Origin of the sequence: Lentzea tibetensis (assembly GCF_007845675.1) — a bacterium.
Classification (GTDB): Bacteria; Actinomycetota; Actinomycetes; order Mycobacteriales; family Pseudonocardiaceae; genus Lentzea; species Lentzea tibetensis.
The window spans coordinates 88,021-108,121 of sequence record NZ_VOBR01000018.1 but is presented as its reverse complement, the minus strand read 5'-3'; the positions used below and the strand labels follow the sequence as shown (position 1 = coordinate 108,121).

The window sequence follows — 20,101 nt, the reverse complement described above, 5'->3', positions numbered from 1 at the left end:
GGGCTACCGGACGGTAGTTGTTAGCCATGGCGAAGTGGACCGAAGACGACATCCCCGACCAGACCGGCAGAACCGCGCTCATCACGGGGGCGAACTCCGGGCTGGGCCTGCGCACCGCACAGGTGCTCGCGGCCAAGGGCGCGACGGTGCTGCTCGGGTGCCGCTCCACCGAACGCGCGCAGAAGGCGTTGGAGATCGTCGGCGGTGACTCGTCCGCGCTGGAGCTCGACCTCGCGGACCTCGCGTCGGTGCGCGCGGCCGCCGGGCGAGTCTCCTCTTTGGACATTCTGATCAACAACGCGGGCATCATGGCCGTGCCGTACGGGCTGACCGCCGACGGGTTCGAGCGCCAGTTCGGCACGAACCACCTCGGGCACGCCGCGCTGACGTGGCTGCTGATGCCCGCGTTGCGGCAGCGTCCCGGCTCGCGCGTGGTGACCGTGGCGAGCCTCGCGCACCAGCGCGGGTACGTGGACTTCGACGACCCGAACTTCGAGCACCGCCGCTACAGCCCGGCCAACGCCTACTCCCAGTCGAAGGTGGCGAACCTGCTGTTCGCGAGGGAACTGGACCGCCGCTCGCCGGACGTCACGTCCATCGCCGCGCACCCCGGCGTCACCAGAACCGACCTGACCGACAACATGGCGTCCGCGCACCGCAGCCTCCTGCTCAAGGTCGGTGGCCGGATCAGCCACCTGTTCTCCCAGTCCGTCGAGCGCGGAGCGCTGCCGCAGCTGTACGCGGCGACGGCGCTGGAGGCGCGCGGCGGCCAGTACTACGGCCCGAACGGCCTCGGCGGCGCCTTCGGCTACCCGGCCGAGGCGGACATGTCGGCCCGTGCGCGCGACGATCTGGGCGCGAGCAAGCTGTGGGACCTCACCGCGAAGTTGACGGGCGTCACACCCGACCCCGCGTGACCTGCGGCGGAGCGGACCTTGAGAGAAGACGCATGCCGGTTCGGCGTAGGGTGAGCGAGTGACTGTGGTACCTGAGGGTCGGAAGCTGCTGCGTCTCGAGGTCCGCAACAGCCAGACGCCGATCGAGAAGAAGCCCTCGTGGATCAAGACCCGCGCGAAGATGGGTCCTGAGTACCGGGAGCTCAAGGGTCTGGTGAAGCGCGAGGGCCTGCACACCGTGTGCGAGGAGGCCGGCTGCCCCAACATCTACGAGTGCTGGGAAGACCGCGAGGCCACGTTCCTGATCGGTGGCGAGCAGTGCACCCGCCGCTGCGACTTCTGTCAGATCGACACCGGCAAGCCCGCCGACCTCGACCGCGACGAGCCCCGTCGCGTCGCGGAGTCCGTCCAGGCGATGGGCCTGCGGTACTCCACGGTCACCGGCGTCGCCCGTGACGACCTGACCGACGGCGGCGCGTGGCTGTACGCGGAGACCGTCCGGCAGATCCACGAGATGAACCCCGGCACCGGCGTCGAGCTGCTGATCCCGGACTTCAACGCGGTGCCCGAGCAGCTGGCCGAGGTCTTCGAGTCACGGCCCGAGGTGCTCGCGCACAACCTGGAGACCGTGCCGCGGATCTTCAAGCGCATCCGGCCCGCGTTCCGCTACGAGCGTTCGCTCGAGGTCATCACGCGGGCTCGTGAGGCGGGCCTGGTCACCAAGTCGAACCTCATCCTCGGCATGGGCGAGACGTCCGAAGAGGTCACCGAGGCGCTGCACGACCTGCACGAGGCGGGCTGCGAGATCATCACGATCACGCAGTACCTGCGCCCGTCGCCGCGGCACCACCCGGTCGAGCGCTGGGTGAAGCCCGAGGAGTTCGTGGTGCACAAGGAGACCGCCGAGGGCATCGGGTTCTCCGGGGTCATGGCCGGGCCGCTGGTCCGCTCCTCGTACCGCGCCGGGCGCCTGTACGCGCAGGCGGTGCAGAAGCGCGGGCACGAGCTGCCCGAGAACCTCCTGCACCTCCTCCAGGCGTCCGCGTCTCAGGAGATCACTTCACTCCTCGCACCGCGGTGAGCACGACGCCGTCCAGTTCCCGCACGAAGTCCGCGCCGAAAGCGCTCGACGGCGTGTGGGAACCGGGCGCGACGTCGGAGATCTTCTCGACGGCCCTGACGACCGAGTCGGCCGTCAGGTCGTAGGCGTTGGGTCCCGTCAGCGCGACGGAGACCCGCGCCGCGTCGTTCCACGCCTCACCGAACACGTCGCACGTGGTGTTCTGGCGCTTCTGCTCGTCCGGCCCGCCGACGAAACGCTCCACAACGGACTTCCCGAACTTCTGGAACAGGGGCGTCTGCAGGATCGGCGCGAAGATCGCCTGCATCTGTCCCGCCATGCCGGGCACGAGCGTGAACGCCGTGATGTTGGGGATTCCAGTCGACCGGTACGCGGTGCTGACGTCACCCCACGGGATCGAGCCGACCTGACGCGGCCCGGACCGGAACTCGGCGACGCGCGTGCGGTGCCCGATGCGCACCGACCGCAGCTCGCCGTCGACTCGGATGCGCCCGCCGACGGACGCCGCCTCGACGGATGTCTTGGCCGTGCCGGCACTCGCGCCGCCGCCCACGACGAACGCGAGGTCGAGGTGTGTGGCGCCGGGCAGTTCCTTCGCCAGGATCGCGGCGACGCAGTCCGTCGGCACGACGTCGAAACCCGCGCCCGGCAGCAGGACGACGCCCGCGTCGCGCGCGGCACCGTCCTGCGCGGCGATGGTCTCGAAGACGTCGATCTCGCCGGTGATGTCGATGTAGTGGGTGCGGGTGGCGAGGCACGCGGCGACCATCGGCGCGGACGTGGCCGAGAACGGGCCGGCGCAGTGGGCGACGACGTCGACGCCCTCCAGCCCGGCGGCCGCGTCGCTCAGGTCGAACGCCCGGTGCTCCAGTCCCAGTTCCTCGGCGAGCGGCGCGACCTTGGCCGCGGTGCGTCCCGCGAGGATCGGCCGGTGGCCGCGGCGGACCGCGAGGTCCGCGATGAGACGTCCGGTGTAACCGTTCGCGCCGTACAGCATCCACGTCATGCGGCGGACCTTACCGGTGAGTAGGTCGCTTGCGCACGACCATGGCACCCAGCAGGAGCAGCACCCCGACGGAGACGATCGGCGCCGCCCAGACCAGCCGCTTCTCGCGCAGGTCACCGCAGATGGTGACGTACGCGGGGCTCGTCGCGGCCGCGTCCACCTCGTCGAACCCGAAGCCGAGGCTGTTGCCGCACGGGATGAGCGTCCCGTTCGGCGCCTCGACGGCGAGTGCCACCAGCAAGATCGCTAAACCGGCCAGGAAGAACGCGAGTCCGATGACGACGGTGAACGTGCGCGGTGACATGGGAGAAAGTTACGTCTCAAATGGACACCCGTATAGCCCTGGTCAGCGGCACTAGGGGTACTCCCCTAAGCCCCTAACGCTGTATCGGTGGGCGCAAGGGCCCCGGTGGAGCCGTGGTGGAAGACCGCACTGAGACCGTCACGACCTAGCTTTACCTCAACTCCAGTGCGACTCGACGGGAGCCTCTTATGGAGATCCTCCGACCCTTCCGGGAACGGATCGAGGTGCTCGACGGCCAGCTGGCCGCGCTGATCGCGGACCGGCTGCGGGTGTGCGGCGAGGTCGCCGCGGTGAAGAAGGCCGAGGGCATCCCGATGATGCAGCCGGACCGCGTGCGCGCGGTCTGTCGCGCGTACGCGGAGCGCGGGCGCGCGCTGGGCGTGTCACCGGACTTCATGGCGGAGCTGGCGACGCTGCTGATCAACGAGGCCTGCCGGCTGGAGGACGAGATCATCGGGTGATCGTGTTCGAGGTGCGCTCAAGTTCGGTTCCACTTCCCGCTGCGAGAGTTCCGCTACCAACGGGACAGCCGGGGGGCGGGTATGCGCACCGACGTTTTCTTCCGCATTCTTGGACCATTGCAGGTGACGATCGCGGACCGGGTGGTCCAGCTCGCGAAGAACCGTCAGCTGACGGTCCTCGCACTGCTGCTGACCGAGGCCAACAAGGTCGTGTCGGTCGGGCGGATCATCGACGCCGTGTGGGGCGACGCCCCACCGGTCACGGCGGACAAGCAGATCCAGACCTGCGTGTGGCGGCTGCGCAGCGCGTTCGAGAAGGCCGGCGGGACCGGGCTGATCGAGACGGCGCGCGGCGGCTACCTGCTGCGGCTGCCCGAGGGGTGCCTCGACGCGCAGGTGTTCGAGAAGGCGATGCTGCGCGGCCGGGAACGCGCCGAGGACGGCGACCTGGGCGGTGCGGTCGACGAGTACCGCGCGGCTCTGGCGTTGTTCCAGGGACGTCCGCTGGCGGAGCTGGAGAGCCCGGCCATCGAGGCGGTCGCCGCGTACTGGGCCGAGCGCAGGCTCTCGGTGCTCGAGGAGTGCCTCGACATCGAGCTCGCCATGGGCAGGCACCGGGAGCTGATCAGCGAGCTGCGGCTGCTGGTCGACGAGCACCCGCTGCGGGAACAGTTGCGCGGCAGGCTGATGACGGCGCTGTACCTGTCCGACCGGCGGGCCGACGCGCTCGCCGTGTACCGGGCGGGGCGGGCGACGCTCGTCAGCAACCTCGGGCTGGACCCGTGCGCCCGGCTGCAGGACCTGCACCGGCGGATCATCGCCGGGCACCCGATCACGTCGCCGCAGCCGCAGCGCGCCAGGTACGCCACGAAGGTCCCGGCGCAGCTGCCCGCGGACGTCGGTGACTTCACCGGCCGCACCGAGCACCTGGAGTGGATCGACCACGAGCTGCGCCGCGAACGGCCACCGGTCGTCGCGCTGATCGGGCGCGGCGGTGTCGGCAAGTCCGCGCTGGCCGTGCACGCCGCACACCGGGCGCGCGAGCGGTTCACCGACGGGCAGCTGCACGCGGATCTGCGCGGCAGCACCACTCCCCTTGAGCCGCAAGAGGTGCTGAGCAGCTTCCTCTACGCGCTGGGCACGCCGGAGCGCAGCATTCCCACCGACCTGGCGAACCAGGCGACGCTGTTCCGCAGCATCACCGCGGGCAAGCGACTGCTGATCGTGCTCGACGACGCGGAGTCCGGCGCCCAGATCGAGCCGCTGCTGCCCGGTGGCACGGACAGCGCGGTGCTCGTGACGAGCCAGTCGAGCATGGTCGAGACGCCGGGCGTGACGTCGCGGCGGATCGACGGGCTCGACATGGCTGACGCGGTGCAGCTGCTCGGCAGGCTCATCGGCAACGAGCGGATCGCGCGGGAACCGGAGAGCGCGCGGTCGATCGTCGACCTGTGCGGTCACCTGCCGCTCGCGCTGCGCGCCGCGGGTGCCCGGCTGCACACGCGGCCGACGGTGCGGCTGGACCGGTTCGTCGACCACATCGCCGACGAGACCCACCGGATCGCCGAGCTGGCCTACGGTTCGCTCGACACCGGCACCCGGCTGGCCGCCGCGGCCAACCGGCTCTCGCCGACCGAACGCGCGCTGTGGCTGAAGCTCAGCATCCCGGACCTGCCGCACATCTCCGGGTGGGTCGCGGCGACCGTCGCCGGTGTCACCGAGGACAAGGCGCAGCGGTTGCTGGACAAGCTCGTCGACCACCAGCTGCTCGACGTCGTCACGGAGAACCAGCTGGGCGGCACGCACTACGAGTTCCACTCGCTCACCAGGATCCGCGCGCGTCAGCTCGCCGACGCCGAGCTCGACCTGGAGGAGCTGGCGACGGCGCTCGACCGGCTCGTGGACGTGTTCTCATGGCTCGAGGCGCACGCGCGGCGCGCACTGGAGCACCCCGGTCAGCTGGTGCGTCCGCCGGACGTCGTCCGGGAGATCGGCGAGGACCTGCTGCGCGACGTGACGCAGCGCGCGGAGCTGTGGCTGGCGCAGGAACGGCCCAACCTGCCGTGGCTGCACAAGCTGACGATCGCGCGGCCGCACCGCACCCACCTGTCCGCCTTCGCCACCACGCTGCCCGTCGCCACCCCCGGCCACCACGTCGCTTAAGGGCTCGTGAGTGATCAGGAGTGCTCTGGGCCTCCTGATCACTCACGAGCCCTGAGCTGGGACATTGCGAGGCCCAGCAGGACGATGCCGCCACCGATCAGGGTGGCGGCATCGACGTGTTCACCGAGCAGCGCGACGCCCGCGGCCACGCTCACCACCGGGTAGAGGTTGAGCAGCAGGCCGGCCCGGCTGCTCGGCACCTTCGACAGGCCGTAGTTCCACAGCAGCATGCCGACGAGGTGCGGGCCCAGGCCGTAGAGGAACAGCACCAGCCAGGCCGTCGGGGTCAGGTTCGAGCCCGTGGTGACCATCGCGCGCACGCTGAACACCAGCAGCGGCGCGGTGCCGATCCACAACGTCACCGCGCTCACCCGCAACGCGCCGAACCGCCGCACCAGCGGCGCCACAGCAACGGAGTACACGCCCCACATGAACGCGCCGAACAGCACCAGGCCCGCCCCGGCGAGCATGGACGGGTCGAACGCGATCCCGCCGCCCACGCTCAGCGTCACGACGCCAGCGAACGCCACGAGCAGCCCCAGCAGCAGCGGCCGGGTCAGCTTCTCCTTCAGGAAGACGACGCTCAGCACCGCGATCCACAGCGGCTCGGTCGCCAGCAGCACACCGGCGAGACCGGCCTGCACGTGCTGGATCCCGTACGTCATCGGCACGTTGTAACCGACGATCCCGACCAACCCGCACACGATCATCGGCCACGACACGGACTCGCGCGTCGGTTTGATCCACGGCAGCAGCGGCGCGAAGCACAGCGACGCGAACGACAGCCGGATCGCGATCACGCCGAGCGGGTCGGACGTCAGCACCAGGAACCGGGTCGCGACCGGCGCGAGGCCCCAGAGCACCATCGCGACCGTGATCGCGATGAGCGCTGGGGCCTGGCGTTTCTCGGTGATGAACCGACTGTACTAACCGGCGCGGAGATCCTCCGCGAGGCGCTCCAGCGCGTCTTTCAGCACGTCGATGGCCTGCTGGTACTCGACGAGGTCGATGTGCTCGCGGTCGGTGTGATCCAGGCTCGAGTCACCCGGCCCGTACACCGCCATCGGCACCTGCCACGCGGGCTCGACGATGTTGAGGTCCGCGGTGCCGGTCTTGAGCTTCAGCCGCGGCCGCTCGCCGCGCGCCCGGATCCCGGCCATCAGCGCGCGCACCGCCGAACCGGCCGTGTCGACGCGCACCGCGGGCGTGCGGTCGTCGATCTTCAGCAGGTCCGAGCCCGCCGCGTCGACGACGAACTCCTCGAACGCGGGCAGGTCGAAGCCGGGTGGCGTGCGCACGGAGATCGTGAGCGACGCGACCTCGATGTCGCCCTTCATCTCCACCAGCGTCGCGATCGGCCGTTCGAACGCCTTGTCCGATGTGGACACCTCGGTGCAGTAGTCCACGACCTTGTTCCAGAACGCGACACCGGCCTCGGACGCCTTCTCCTCGGGGCTCGCGGTGTGCACGGACGGGCGGCTCACGTCGATCTGCATCATGACGCGGCCCTTGTAGCCGATGCCGACGCCGGCCCAGCCGTTGGGCTCGCCGACGAACCCGACCGCGGGCCGGAACGTCTCGGCGAGGTGCGTGGCGCCCTTGCCGAACGTCTCCTCCTCGACCACGCCGGCGACGACGATCTGCACGCCTTCGGCGGAAGCCTCCGCGGCCGCGCAGATCATGGTGGCCAGCGGGCCCTTGGCGTCGACGGTGCCGCGGCCGTGCAGGATCGTGCCCTCCTGGCGCACCGGGATCTGGCTCGGCACGGTGTCCATGTGCCCCACCAGCATGATCATGGGTGCGGCGGGGTCTCCCCGGCGGGCGATCACGTTGCCCACCTCGTCGACGTAGGCCTCGTCGAATCCGAAGTCCGGCAGCACCTCGGCCAGGAAGCCGGCGATCGCGGCCTCCTCCCCCGACGGCGACGGGATGTCGACCATCTGCCGCAACAGGTTCTCTGCTCGCGTGCTCATCCTGTTCCTCCGACGAAAGTCGTCCCGGTACCCGCTCGCGCCGCCAGCACCGGCGAGGAGTGCCTGCCGTCCGCGAGGACGACGTGCCGCACCCCCGCCGCGCACGCGTCACCCGCGCTGCGCAGCTTCACCTTCATCCGCCCGCCTGCCAGGTCCAGGTACGCGGGCAGCTCACCGACCGGGATCGACGACACCAGCGACGACGGGTCGTCCTGGTCGCGCAGCAGCCCCGGCACGTTCGACAGGATGATCAGCCAGTCCGCTTCCATCGCCATCGCGAGCTCGGCGGCGAACCGGTCCGCGTCGACGTTCAGCGGGCCGGCCACCGGGTCCAGCGCGGGCGGTGACACGACGGGCACGTATCCCGCGTCCAGCAACGTCCGCACCAGCCGCGGGTTCACCGAGGTGATGCGCCCGGACAGGTCGTCGCGCACCACTCGTTCCTCGCCGTCGACGACCACCCGGACCGGCGGGTTGCGCCGCGCGGTCACCAGCCCGCCGTCCACTCCGGACAGTCCGACCGCGTTCACGCCCATGCCCAGCAGCTCCACCAGCAGCGGTGGCTTGACGCGGCCGAGCATGCCCAACGTGAGCACGTCGAGTTGTGATGCGTCGGTGTAGCGGCTGCGCCTGCCCTTCGTCGACGTCAGGTAGCGCGGCGGACGCCCCAGTTCCGCGGCCAGCTTGTCGGACTCGGCACCGCCGCCGTGCACGACGACCACGGAGCACCCGGCATCGACCAGCGCGCGGATGTCGGCGCAGGCACGGGACATGTCGGCGCCGAGCGAGCCGCCGACCTTGATGACGTACCGCTCAGACCGGGTGGAGTCCGGCGAACCGGAGCCCAGCGGTCTCGTCGAAACCGTTGGCGATGTTGAAGCAGTGGACGGCATTGCCCGCACCTCCCTTCACCAGGTTGTCCAGCGCGGCCACGACCACGAGGTGGTCGCCGTCGGCGTTCAGCGCGAAGCCGACGTCGCAGTAGTTGGTGCCGCTGAGGATCTTCGGCTCGGGCAGCCGGTGCAGCGCGGAGCGTTCCCGCACGAGCCGCACGAACGGCTCCTTGCCGTACGCCTCGCGGTACAACGCCCACAGCTCGCGCTCGGACACGCGACGCGAGGGCGTGACGCGGCAGACGACCTGCACGCCGCGCACCGCCTCGATCGCGGTGACCGACATGTGCACCTTCACGCCGCACGCCTGCTCGATCTCCGCGATGTGCCGGTGCCCGTGCGGCTTGGCCATCCGCAGCGCGCCGCTGCGTTCGGGGTGGTGGCTGCCCTCGTCCGGTGTCCGGCCGCCGCCACTCGACCCGGTGCGCGCGTCGACCTGCACCGGCCCTTCGACGAGTCCCGCGCGTGCCAAGGGATGCAGCGCGAGGATCGCGGCGTTCGCCATGCAGCCCGGCACCGAGATGTGGTCGGCGCCGCGCAGCCCGTCCCGGTTCAGCTCGGGGAACCCGGCCTGGAATCGGGACAGCCACTCGGGATCCGGCCCCGGACCGCTGTAGAACCGTTCGCGGGCAGCCGAGTCGTGCAGCCGGTGGTCGGCGCTGAGGTCGACGATCTTCGGTGCGATCTCGGACCACTTGTCGAGCGACTTCGCCGCCGCGCCGTGCGGCACCGCGAGGAACACCACGTCGCACGCGGTGACCTCCTCGTCCGGCACGAACGTGAGGTCGGTCTGGTCGCGCATGTTCGGGTGCACGGCCCGCAGCGGGCGTCCGCTGTGCCGCGACGACGTGACGTGCATCAGGTCGACCTCGGGGTGCTGCAGCAGCAACCGGACGAGCTCTCCGCCGATGTACCCGCTGCCGCCGATCACCGACGCTCGCATCGGGCTTCCACCTCCTCGACCACTCGCGGCGTCAGCCGCACCAGGCCCGGCACGAGCGCCCAGGCCCAACTCGCATCCGGGTGCTGGAGCAGGAACCGGACGAGCTCACCGCCGACGACCCCAGAGTCCGCGCTCATCGCAACAGCACCTCCTGCACGTGCTCGACGATGAGGTCCGCGATGTCGACGTCCGCGACCGCGGCCAGACCGTGGAACTCCATCGTGTGATTGACCTCGGTGACCAGCAGCTCACCGGAAGACCGCTCGATCAGGTCGACGGCGAGCATCCCGCCACCGACAGCTTCGGCCGCCCGCAGGGAAAGCTTCACCAGGTCCGGTGTCAGAGCACACCGCTCGGTCGTCGCACCCCGCGCGGTGTTGGTGATCCAGTGCTCGGACCGCCGGTAGACCGCGGCGGCGACCCGGTCGCCGAGCACGATCACCCGGATGTCGCGGCCGGGTTTGTCGATCAACTCTTGGACGTAGTAGACGTTGTGGGCGGGCGACTTCAGGGCCTGCTTGTGCTCGATCAGCGTCTCCGCCGCGTCCCGGTCGTTGACCTTGGACAGCAGCCTGCCCCAGGACCCGACGGCGGGCTTGACCACCGCCGGGTACCCGATCATCTCCATGGCCTTCAACGCTCCGTCGGGCGTCACCGACACCACCGTCCGGGGTGTCGGCAGACCCGCGCGCACGAGTGCCAGCGACGTGAGGATCTTGTCGCCGCAGGTCTCGACGACCTGACTGGAGTTGAGGACCTGATGACCCGATGCCTCGAACAGGCGGGCGGCGTACACGCTGCGCGTGTGCGACATGATCCGGTTGAACACCCCGCTGTACCGCACAGCGGGACCTGCCTGCAGGTCTTCGACCAGCGTTCGGTCGTCGACCGCCTCGTAGGCGACGCCTCGCCGTTCGAGCGCGTCGAAGATCATGCGCTCTTCCAGGCGGGCGCGGGTCGTCAGGACGGCCAGCACGGCTACTCCCCGAAGTCTTCCTCGATCTCCGGCGCCAGGGCGAACTCGGCCGGGTCGAGGCTGATGACCTCGAGCTCGACCTTGCAACCGGGGCACACGACGATCGACGTGACGCGCAGGCCGGCCGACACCGGTACGGTCTCCGTGCAGTCAGGGCAAATGCTCGCGGTGGCGGTTGTCATGATCCGTTCTCCTCTTCATCCACTGTGGACGATCATCTGGTGACGATCGCGCGGGCGGCCGCGATGACGTGCTCGGGTGAGACGCCGCCCGCGACGAGCTGCTCGCGATGGGTGCCGGGACGGGCGCAGAACGCGTCCGCCACGCCGACCCGCAGCACGCGGGTCGGCCGGTGCACGGAGATGGCCTCGGCGATCGCGCCGCCGAGCCCTCCGAGCAACGAATGGTCCTCGACCGTCACGATGCCTCTGGTCGTGCCCGCCGCCTTGATCAAGGCGGGCATGTCGAGGGGCTTGATGGTGTGCATGTTCAGCACGGTGGCCTCGATGCCTTGCGCGGCAAGGCGTTCGGCGGCCTCCAGTGCGAACACCACCGGGTACGAGCCCGCGGCGACGATCGTCACGTCGTCACCGGAGCGCAGCTCGACCGCCCGGCCGACGGTGAAGTCCGCGTCCTCGTCGTACACGTTCTCGACGGCGTTGCGGCCGATCCGGATGTACACCGGGCCCGGCAGGTACGCGGCCGCCCGCACCATGCGGACGGTCTCGCCCGCGTCGGCCGGCGTCATCACGGTCATGTTCGGCAGCGACCGCATGATCGCGAGATCCTGCTGCGCGTGGTGCGTCGGCCCGAGATGCGCGGCCGAGAACCCGGAGTGCGTCGCGACGATCCGCACCGGCAGCGCGTGGTAGGCGATGTCGATCTTCACCTGCTCCAGCGCGCGAGCCGACGCGAACGCGGCCATCGTGTTGACGAACGGCAGCAGTCCCGTGCTCGCCAGCGCCGCGCCGACCGACATCAGGTTCGCCTCCGCGATGCCCAGGTCGACGTACTGGCCGGGCAGCTCGGACTCGAACACCTTCTCCAGCCCGCCGGTGTCCGAGTCGAGGCACCAGATCCGCTGGTCGGCACGGGCGAGCTCCAGCAGGGTGGCCCGGTAGGCCTCCCTGTCGGACGTGGCGGCGGACAAGGTGCTGGTCATGCGACCGCTCGCAATGCGGCGAGTGCTCTCTCGTAGGCCTCGGGGCTGAGCTTGGCGAAGTGGCCCTGCTTGCGGTGCTCGAGGTGCCGGACGCCGCGCCCCTTGACGGTGTCCGCGATGATCACGGACGGCCTGCCGCCACCGGGCGCGTCCCGCAGTGCCGGTACCAGTTCGGCGAAGTCGTGCCCGTCCACAGTGGACACGTCCCAGCCGAACGCGCGCCACTTGTCGGTGAGCGGCTCGAGTGCCATGCGATCCTCGGTGGAACCGTTGATCTGCAGGCGGTTCCGGTCGACGATCGCGGTGAGGTTGCCCACCCCGAGGTGCGCGGCCGACATGGCCGCCTCCCAGACCGAGCCCTCCTGGAGCTCACCGTCACCGAGCACGACGAACACCCGGTTGGGACGCAACGCCCGCTGCGCGGCCAGTGCGAGCCCGACGCCGAGCGACAGGCCGTGGCCGAGCGCTCCGGTGGCGAACTCGACACCGGGTACGGACAGCGTCGGGTGGGCCATCAGCCTGCCCGTCGCCCTGCCGTAGGTGACCAGCTCGTCGCGGGAGATGAAGCCCCGCTCGGCGAGCGTCGCGTACAGCGCGGCGCTCGCGTGGCCCTTGCTGAGGATGAAGTGGTCCCGGTCGTCCCAGCGCGGCTCGTCCGGCCGCACCCGCAGGACGTCGAAGTACAGCGCGACGAGGATGTCCGTCGCCGACAGCGATCCGCCGACGTGCGTGCCGATCGGCCCCGCGCCGATGGCCAGCACGTTCTCGCGCACGGCGAGCGCCACCCGTTCCAACCGGAACAGGTCCGCTGTGACCGCCTCGGCCTGGACCGTCACGCCGCACCGACCTTCTCGAAGCCCGGCACGGCCGCCCACGGCGGCGCGTAGTCCAGCTGACGGGCCATCCGGCCGATGACGTCGAGGTTGTTCCAGACCCGGTCGAACGCGTCCGCGTACTCCTCCAGCGCGGGGCCGGCACCGGGGTTGAGGTGCATGCGGCGCAGGCACAGCGAGTCCTCGATGACCTGGCAGGTGACCGGGTAGTCGGCGAGGTCGTAGCGCTGCGGGTTCGCGCCGGGCAGCGACCACGGCAGGCCCTGGCCGTACGCGTCCTGCTTGGTGAACACGGGCTGACCGGGCAACGGGATGAGCTGGTAGTGGGTGAGCGGCACGCCCTCGGCGAGCAGTGCGCGGCGCAGCGCGGCGCGGAACCGGCCCGCGGACAGGTCACCGAGACCGGCGGCTTCGGCGTCGAAGCGGAAGCGCAGCATGTGCCACATGTGCGTCCGGTCGTTCGGCACGGTCGGGATGGTGATGCCGGGCAGCTGGGCCAGCCGGTCGAGGAAGACGGGGACGTTGACGTCGCGCTTGGCCTGGTAGTCCCAGAAGCTGGCGAGCTGCGCGCGGGTGAACGCGGCGAGCACCGAGCTGAGCTTGAGGTTGGAGCCGCGGGTCGTGGAGACGTAGAGGCGCTCTTCGGTGCTGAGGTCCTCGCCGAGGATGCGCAGCGACTTGATCCGCTCCGCGACCTCCTCGTTGTTCGTCGTGACGAGGCCGCCCTCACCGCAGGTGGGGATGGACTTCTCGACGTTGAGGCTCCAGCAGCCGACGTCGCCGAGCGAGCCGATCGTCTCGCCGCGGTACTTGCCGCCCTGCGCCTGCACCGCGTCCTCGACGACGAGCAGGTTGTACTTCCTCGCGAGCGCACGGATCTCGTCCATGTCCGCGGGCAGACCGCCGAGGTGCACCGGCACGATCGCGCGCGTGCGGTTGGTGATCTTCTCTTCGATCTTGGTGACGTCGATGTTGAACGTGACGGGGTCGATGTCGACGAACACCGGGATCGCCAGCTGGTAGAGCGGCGCCATCGCGGTCGCCACGTAGCTCAGCGCGGGCACGATGACCTCGTCGCCGGGCTGGATGCCGAGCGCGGTCAGCGCCAGCTCCAGTGCGACCGTGCCGCTGTTGACGGCGACCGCGTACCGGGTGTCGCAGAACTCGGCCCACTCGGACTCGAGGCCGTGGATCTCGGGCTCGTTCTTCGCACCGACGGTGAACTTCCGGTGGTCCAGCACGCGCAGCACGGCTTCGCGCTCGGCATCGGTCACCACCGGCCATTCGAGTCTCCGGTATTCCGTCCGTACCGCGGGCTTGCCGCCGAACATCGCCAGCTCCGCCTTCATATCTCTTCCTCTCCACAAGGGGCATTTCTCGAAAGAGTCATCCGGTGGCGCTGTGCGCCGACCCGCCACCGACACTAAGTTCCGTGTCTCTCGTGGCGGTCTTTCGTCAGTACATGGCTGGTGGTTTTTGGTCCACCACAACGTGAACGAGGTGCGGTACGTCATCAGCGAACGCCTGCGCCAGTGCGGTTTTCAGTTCGTCGGGCTGAGTGACGGTGTGCGCCGCACACCCCATTCCCCTTGCCAGTGCGGTGAAATCGAGGTCGCCCAGGTCGACGCCGGGAATGTTGCGCCCACCCGCGGCCGCGCCCAGCGTTCGGACGGCGGAGTACTGGGCGTTGTCGAGGATCACGAACGCGACGGGGAGTTCCTCGCGGGCCGCGGTCCACAACGCCTGGATGCTGTACATCGACGAGCCGTCACCGATGACCGCGACGACTTTCCGCTCCGGACGCGCGAGTGCCGCACCCACCGCCGCGGGAAGGCCGTAGCCCAGCGCGCCACTGGCCGTGGTGAGGAAACCGAAGTCGGTGCTCGTGATCGGCAGGTGATCGTGCAGCAGAGTGCGGTGGCTCGGCGTTTCCTCGACGACGATCGCGTTGTCCGGCAGCAGTTCCGCGATGGTCGAGTACACGAAACCCGCGGACAGCGGAGTGGTCTCGACCGGCCGCGGCGGCCTGTGCAGCACGGCCGGTCGTTCCCGATCGCTCTGCACGACCAGGTCGTGCAGAGCGGTGATCGCGAGCTTCATCGTCGACCGCAGGCCGACGCCTTCACGGGCCCGTGCGAGCTCCTGGTCGTCGTCGCAGACCAGGAACAGCGGTGGCAGCGGGACTTCCGACTCGCCGCGGTAGACGTGGTAGGTGAACGCGGGCGCGCCGAGCACCAGCACGACGTCGTGCTCGGCCAACGCCTCCGCGGTCGCCTTGCGCTCGGGGCTGATGAAACCGCGGAACAACGCGTGGTTCTCCGGGAACGAACAGCGCGGTGACACACCGGCCGCCCACACACCGGCGTTCAGCTTCTCGGCCAGCGCGACGAGGTCGTCGACCGCACCGTCCTCGTCGATCGCGGGGCCGGCGACGATGCCCGGTCGTTCACTGTTGTTCAGCGCCTCCGCCAACGCCTGCAAAGTCTCCGGATCCGGTGCGAAACCGGGGATGCGCGGCCGGACCGGCACCGGCCCGTCGAACGGCTGGTCCCAGTCGTCGACGGGGACGGACAGGAACACCGGGCCCTGCGGCGCCTGGGTGGCGACGTGGAAAGCCCGTGCCAACGCGGCGGGAACGTCCTGCGCGCGGGCCGGTTCGCAGCTCCACTTCACGTACGGCTTGGGGAACTCGGCCGCGTCCTTCGCGCCGAGGAACGGGTCGTCGGGCAGCAGCGTGCGCATCTGCTGCCCGGCCAGCACGATCAGCGGCGTGCGGTTCTTGAACGCGGTGAAGACGTGTCCGAGCCCGTGCCCGAGACCACCGGCGGAGTGCAGGTTCACCAGCACCGGCCGCCGGGCGGCGTGCGCGTACCCGTCGGCCATCGCGACGACCGCCGACTCCTGGAGTCCGAGGACGTAGCGGAAGTCGTCCGGCCAGTCGGTCAGGAACGCGATCTCCGTCGTGCCGGGGTTGCCGAACACCGTGGTGAGCCCCAGCTGCCGCATCAGGTCACGGGTGACGTCGCGGACCGTCTTCATCAGTTCTGCCCCTCTACCGGCTCGGCAGTGCGAACAGCTCGGCGCAGCGGTCGCGCAGCCCAGGGCCGTGGTCGCCGAGGTGGTCGTCGATCCGGCGCACCCACTCCCAGAACCCGTCCCGGTCGCCGACCGTCGCGAGCTTGTCCAGCACCGTGACCGCCTCGCTCAACGCGGCACGCGCGTCGGCCGCGCTGGGGTTGGCGGCCTGGATGTCCCAGTACACGTCCAGGTTGCCACCGGTGATCCGGGCCAACAACGCGAGCAACGTCAGGTGAGGCGGTGGTGCGAGCGCGATGAGAGCCTTGATGTCTCCCTGTTCCGCGACGACGCTGCCGAACGCCAGCACGGCGGCGTGCGTCGCGGCCTGCAGCACCGCGGTGATCCGGTCGTGCTCCTCCGCCGACATCGTGACGACGTCCGCGCCGGAGTCCTCGATCAGGTCGATCATGGTCGCGGTGCGCGGGCCGTCGACCACCCTGATCGCCGCGACCGCGTTGCCGTCGAAACCCAGTGCCGGCGCGAACATCGGGTTCAGCCCGCACACCTCGGCACCGCGTTCTTCGGCGAGCACGGTCAACCCCCGTGTGACGACCTGCTGCACCGACAGCGTCTCCACCAGCAACGTGCCCGGCCGGACGGCGGGCGCGCAGGCTCGTGCCGCGGCGAGCGCGGCGCGTTCCGGCAGGGCGAAGATGACCACGTCCGCTTCGCTGATCTCGTCGAGCATGGCGTCGGTCGGGGTGCACGCGTCACCCGTGACGGATTCAGCTCCCGGTACGAGCGTGTCTCCACCGTCGATCGACACGACCCGGCCACCCTTGAGGCACAGGCGGGTGAAGAGCTCCCCCACCTGACCGGCGCCACCGACCACAACCGTACGAGTCACAGCACACCACCGAAGTCGTCGAGAACAGCGAGGTCGACCGGACCGATGTCCGGTGCCCGTTCGGCCAGCCACCGCCGCAGCAGCGGTGCCAGCTGGTCAGGCGGGCGGCGGGGCGGTCTGCCGGAACGTTCGAGCACCGCGTCGAAGTGGTACTCGGTGCCGGTGAGCGACGCGACGAACGTGACGTCGTAGCCGTGATCGGCACTGATGGCCTCGACCTCGCGCCAGTCGACGCCGAGACCGAAGCCGTAGCGGACGCCTGCCGAGCGCGGGGCGTTCTCCCGCCAGGCGAGCACGTTGTCGACGACGCCGGCGAGCGGGATGCCGACGAGCCGGACGCGTTCGACGCAGCGTTCGGAGAGCAGGCGGGACAGGTGCGCCGGCGACTGCACCTCGCGGTTCCAGCGCAGCATCGGCACCTTGGCGGCCTCACCGGCGTGGCGCAGCACCACGTCGAAGTCGCCGACCGGGCCGAGCGGCGGGTAGGCGTGCACCTCGACGCCGGGCACGTCGGCGAGGCCGCGCACCAGTGCCGGAGGTGACCAGCCGGCCGCGTCCTGGGTCGAGCGCGGTTCGCCGGTGCGGGTCCAGCTCGCGAGCCGTTCGACGCGGGGGTCGCGGAGGTTGGCCACGAACACCGCGCCGGTGCGGCTCAACGCGGCGAGCACCGCGGCCGGTATGTCCAAAGTGGACAGCTTGGGTGCGGCCAGGTCCAGCAGCACCAGGTCGTACCGGTCTGTCTTGAGCGCTTCCGCGGCTTGGAGCGGCTCGACGAGCCGGTACACCGCGCAGTGCTTCGCCAGCGCGTCCGGCAGATCCGCGTCACCGACGCCGACCTGAAGCACGCGTTGTGGAGCGAGCCGGAGGACGCGGTCGCGCAGCTGGACGGTCCGCGACACCTGGTCGGGGATCCTGGCCTGCCTGCGCGGCACGACCATCACGACGGTCCGGCCGTCCTGCTGGACGACGAACACCTTGGCCACCAACGGGTGCGAGGCGAGCAGCGCGTGCACGCTGACGTCTCGCGCATCGACTACGGTCATGACACAGCCGCCAAGTCCACGTCGTAGTTGCGCAGGCGTTGCGCGTCGATCTTGCCGCTCGGGCCGCGCGGCAGCTCGGGCAGCACGACGAACCGGTCGGGGTGCATGTACGCGGGCAGCAACCGCGCCACCTCACTCCGCAGCTCGGCGTCGGTCAGCCCGCCGTCGCCGGACGCGACGAACGCGAGCACCTGGTCCTGTCCGTTCGGCGCGGCGCGCAGCATCACCACGCAGTCGACGACGGAGCGGTGGTTGCGCACGGCCGCCTCGATCTCACCGAGCTCGACCCGGAACCCGCGCAGCTTCACCTGGTTGTCGACGCGCCCGATGATGTGCAGCTCACCCTGCGCGGACCACTGGCCGCGGTCGCCGGTGCGGTACAGCCGGTCGCCCGGCGCGCCGAACGGGTCCGGCACGAACCGGTCCGCGGTCAGTCCCGGCCGCTGGTGGTAGCCGCGTGCGACAGCCGGCCCGCCGATGCAGATCTCGCCGGGCAGACCCGGTGGCACCGGCCGCATTCGCGCGTCCAGCACGTGGATCCGGTAGTTGGGCAGCGGTCCGCCGATCGGGATCTTGGCGCCGGTGGCGTCCGCGATGTCGCAGCGGTGCGCGGTCGCCCACACGGCCGCCTCGGTCGGGCCGTAGTCGTTGAGCAGCACGGCGTCCGGGCAGTCGAACAGGTGGCGCGCCACCAGCTTCGGCGGCATCGGCTCGCCGCCGACCGACACGAGCTTCAGCTCCTCCAGCCCCGACCCGCCCGCGGCCTGCAGCACCAGGCCGTAGTGCGACGGCACGGAGTGGATGTGCGTGATCGGCGCACGGTGCAGCAACGCCCGCAGCGCCAGGGGGTCGTGCGCCTCGGACTCGGTCGGCAGCACGACCGTGCCGCCGCCGGTGAGGGTCCAGTACAACCCGCCCGCCGCGCCGTCGAAGCACAACGGCATGGTGACCAGGTCGCGTTCCGGCGGTGGTCCACCGACACCGCGTGCGTGCGTCGAGACCACAATGGACCGATGGCTCACCGACACGCCCTTCGGCACACCGGTGGAGCCGGACGTGTAGATGACGTAGGCGAGGTCGGCCGGGTCGACGCGCACCGGTGTGTGCTCGCCGGTGCAGTCGCAGACGTCCAGCACCGGCAACGGCGACTCGAACTCACCGTGCGCCAGCACGATGCGCGCACCGGAGTCGCTGAGGATGTGCCGGACTCGTTCCGCCGGGTAGGACGGCTCGATCGGCACGTACGCGGCACCCGACTTGAGCACGCCGAGCATCGCGACGACCGACTCGGCGGCGCGGTCCGCGAGGATCGCGACGATGTCGTCCTTGCCGACCCCGAAGCGTCCCAGCCGATGCGCGACGGCGTTCGCCCGCTTGTTGAGCTCGCCGTAGGTCAGCGATGTGCCGCCGCAGACGAGCGCGACCTTCTCCGGGTCGTGGCGTTCGACCAACGTGTGCAGGCAGGTGTCCTCGACGGCTTGCACCACGCCCTGCGACCACGAGGCGACGGCGTCGCGTTCGAGGCCGGCCATCGCGGAGATCTCGAGCACGGGCTTGTCTGCCACGACGTCCGCGAGGACGGCGAGCAGCCGGTTCGCGGCGACGAACACGTCGTGCGTGTCGAACAGGCCCGCGTCGTAGTCGATGCGCAGTTCACCGTCCTCGGTGAGCGCGATCGTGAGCTCGTGCGTGGCGCGGCCGTCGGACACGTGGACCTGACGGATCTCCCTGCCCGCGAGGAACTCGCGCGGGCTGCGGTGCCGGGTCACGGCCACCGTGGCCTCGGTTCCCTGCGGGACAGGCGTTCCGCCGGCGACCGCCTGGCGGATGTGGTGAACCAGGTCTTGCGAGGACGCCTGCTCGTCGGCCACGACCGGCACCCGGACGCCGGACACCAGCAGCTCGGCGTCGGGCCGGGAGCGGTAGCGGGACAACAGGATCGCGGCCGCCGCCGCGAGATCGGCCTCGTCGACGTCGTGCGGACAGGGGCGGACGAGTGTGCTCGCCGACCCGGACCGCTGGCCGTTGCGGAGTGCGGCGGGCAGGTCGACGGTGACCATCTTCGGCAGGATCTCGGCCGCGACCTGCCCGCCTGTCTCGGGGACCGGTGCCGCCGGGTCGAGCACGCACGCCAGCACGGCGCGAGGGTCGAGTGCTCCCCTCGTGACGACGACGGCGAGGTGCTGGTCGCGGGCGATGCGGACGAGTGCCGCGCGGGCCGGTGCGGCGGCGATGTCGATGGCCGCCGACTCGGTCTCCGCGCGGACGAGCTCGCCCCAGCACGCCCCGGCTTCGGTGTGCTCTTCACCGGGTGAGGTGAAGTCGTACCCGACCAGACGCAACGCCGGGAAGGCGCTGGCGAGCCGGGCTCGGGCCCGGCCGAGGTCGAGCTCGCCCAGCACCAGCCAGGCGCGATCGGTGAGTTGCGTCGGGTCAGGCACA

At 70.5% G+C, this 20,101-nt stretch carries 20 protein-coding genes; 4 read left to right on the top strand and 16 right to left on the bottom strand.

Features of this window, described 5'->3' with window-relative positions:
* Positions 1–26 precede the first annotated feature (26 nt).
* Positions 27–917 carry an oxidoreductase gene (locus FKR81_RS26600; RefSeq protein WP_146355621.1) on the top strand — a complete coding sequence of 297 codons (891 nt, stop codon included), beginning with the start codon at positions 27–29 and terminating at the stop codon, positions 915–917.
* Between the two features lie 58 nt (positions 918–975).
* Positions 976–1,977, top strand: coding sequence for a lipoyl synthase (gene lipA, locus FKR81_RS26595; RefSeq protein WP_146355619.1), 1,002 nt, complete (start codon positions 976–978; stop codon positions 1,975–1,977).
* On the opposite strand, the gene FKR81_RS26590 is transcribed toward lipA, so the two are convergent.
* Together FKR81_RS26590 and FKR81_RS26585 are read right to left on the bottom strand one after the other, a co-directional pair.
* Entirely contained in the window at positions 1,952–2,983 is a 1,032-nt protein-coding gene (locus tag FKR81_RS26590; protein ID WP_146355617.1) for a saccharopine dehydrogenase family protein, read from the bottom strand. The two genes, lipA and FKR81_RS26590, sit on opposite strands and share 26 nt — an antisense overlap.
* A gap of 10 nt (positions 2,984–2,993) precedes the next feature.
* On the bottom strand, positions 2,994–3,287 hold the full coding sequence (locus tag FKR81_RS26585; protein WP_146355615.1) for a hypothetical protein: 294 nt from the start codon (positions 3,285–3,287) through the stop codon (positions 2,994–2,996).
* 188 nt (positions 3,288–3,475) lie between these two features.
* Between FKR81_RS26585 and FKR81_RS26580 the strand changes: the two genes are divergently transcribed.
* The gene (locus FKR81_RS26580) at positions 3,476–3,748 is read left to right on the top strand and encodes a chorismate mutase (protein WP_146355613.1); all 273 of its coding nucleotides are present in this window, start codon (positions 3,476–3,478) and stop codon (positions 3,746–3,748) included.
* Positions 3,749–3,829: 81 nt separating this feature from the next.
* The gene (locus tag FKR81_RS26575) at positions 3,830–5,911 is read left to right on the top strand and encodes an AfsR/SARP family transcriptional regulator (protein WP_146355611.1); all 2,082 of its coding nucleotides are present in this window, start codon (positions 3,830–3,832) and stop codon (positions 5,909–5,911) included.
* A 38-nt stretch (positions 5,912–5,949) separates the two neighbouring features.
* On the opposite strand, the gene FKR81_RS26570 is transcribed toward FKR81_RS26575, so the two are convergent.
* The 14 genes from FKR81_RS26570 to FKR81_RS26510 form a co-directional block, all read right to left on the bottom strand.
* Positions 5,950–6,789, bottom strand: a complete 840-nt coding sequence (locus FKR81_RS26570) for a DMT family transporter (protein ID WP_268891584.1) — start codon at positions 6,787–6,789, stop codon at positions 5,950–5,952.
* Between the two features lie 48 nt (positions 6,790–6,837).
* Entirely contained in the window at positions 6,838–7,884 is a 1,047-nt protein-coding gene (locus tag FKR81_RS26565; RefSeq protein ID WP_146355607.1) for a M20/M25/M40 family metallo-hydrolase, read from the bottom strand.
* Entirely contained in the window at positions 7,881–8,777 is an 897-nt protein-coding gene (locus FKR81_RS26560) for a [LysW]-aminoadipate kinase (RefSeq protein ID WP_146355605.1), read from the bottom strand. The genes FKR81_RS26565 and FKR81_RS26560 overlap by 4 nt, the downstream gene beginning before the upstream one ends.
* Entirely contained in the window at positions 8,698–9,720 is a 1,023-nt protein-coding gene (argC, locus tag FKR81_RS26555; RefSeq protein WP_146355603.1) for an N-acetyl-gamma-glutamyl-phosphate reductase, read from the bottom strand. Before argC ends, FKR81_RS26560 begins: the two co-directional genes overlap by 80 nt.
* Complete coding sequence (locus FKR81_RS43735) at positions 9,705–9,857, bottom strand: hypothetical protein (protein ID WP_186763186.1); 153 nt, start codon at positions 9,855–9,857, stop codon at positions 9,705–9,707. Before FKR81_RS43735 ends, argC begins: the two co-directional genes overlap by 16 nt.
* On the bottom strand, positions 9,854–10,696 hold the full coding sequence (lysX, locus tag FKR81_RS26550) for a lysine biosynthesis protein LysX (RefSeq protein WP_235921785.1): 843 nt from the start codon (positions 10,694–10,696) through the stop codon (positions 9,854–9,856). The genes FKR81_RS43735 and lysX overlap by 4 nt, the downstream gene beginning before the upstream one ends.
* Before the next feature lie 2 nt (positions 10,697–10,698).
* Positions 10,699–10,878, bottom strand: coding sequence for a lysine biosynthesis protein LysW (locus FKR81_RS26545; RefSeq protein ID WP_146355601.1), 180 nt, complete (start codon positions 10,876–10,878; stop codon positions 10,699–10,701).
* A 32-nt stretch (positions 10,879–10,910) separates the two neighbouring features.
* Positions 10,911–11,858: a transketolase family protein gene (locus FKR81_RS26540; RefSeq protein WP_146355599.1), complete on the bottom strand. Its 948-nt coding sequence runs from the start codon at positions 11,856–11,858 to the stop codon at positions 10,911–10,913.
* Complete coding sequence (locus FKR81_RS26535) at positions 11,855–12,694, bottom strand: transketolase (RefSeq protein ID WP_222598410.1); 840 nt, start codon at positions 12,692–12,694, stop codon at positions 11,855–11,857. The genes FKR81_RS26540 and FKR81_RS26535 overlap by 4 nt, the downstream gene beginning before the upstream one ends.
* A complete protein-coding gene (locus tag FKR81_RS26530) occupies positions 12,691–14,040 on the bottom strand; it encodes a DegT/DnrJ/EryC1/StrS family aminotransferase (protein ID WP_146355597.1) in 1,350 nt (449 codons plus the stop codon). The genes FKR81_RS26535 and FKR81_RS26530 overlap by 4 nt, the downstream gene beginning before the upstream one ends.
* 106 nt (positions 14,041–14,146) lie before the next feature.
* The gene (gene mdlC, locus FKR81_RS26525) at positions 14,147–15,730 is read right to left on the bottom strand and encodes a benzoylformate decarboxylase (protein ID WP_146355595.1); all 1,584 of its coding nucleotides are present in this window, start codon (positions 15,728–15,730) and stop codon (positions 14,147–14,149) included.
* A 13-nt stretch (positions 15,731–15,743) separates the two neighbouring features.
* Entirely contained in the window at positions 15,744–16,616 is an 873-nt protein-coding gene (locus tag FKR81_RS26520; RefSeq protein ID WP_146355593.1) for a prephenate dehydrogenase dimerization domain-containing protein, read from the bottom strand.
* Positions 16,613–17,659: a hypothetical protein gene (locus tag FKR81_RS26515; RefSeq protein WP_146355591.1), complete on the bottom strand. Its 1,047-nt coding sequence runs from the start codon at positions 17,657–17,659 to the stop codon at positions 16,613–16,615. Before FKR81_RS26515 ends, FKR81_RS26520 begins: the two co-directional genes overlap by 4 nt.
* Positions 17,656–20,100, bottom strand: coding sequence for a non-ribosomal peptide synthetase (locus tag FKR81_RS26510; RefSeq protein WP_146355589.1), 2,445 nt, complete (start codon positions 20,098–20,100; stop codon positions 17,656–17,658). Before FKR81_RS26510 ends, FKR81_RS26515 begins: the two co-directional genes overlap by 4 nt.
* Position 20,101: the final 1 nt, after the last annotated feature.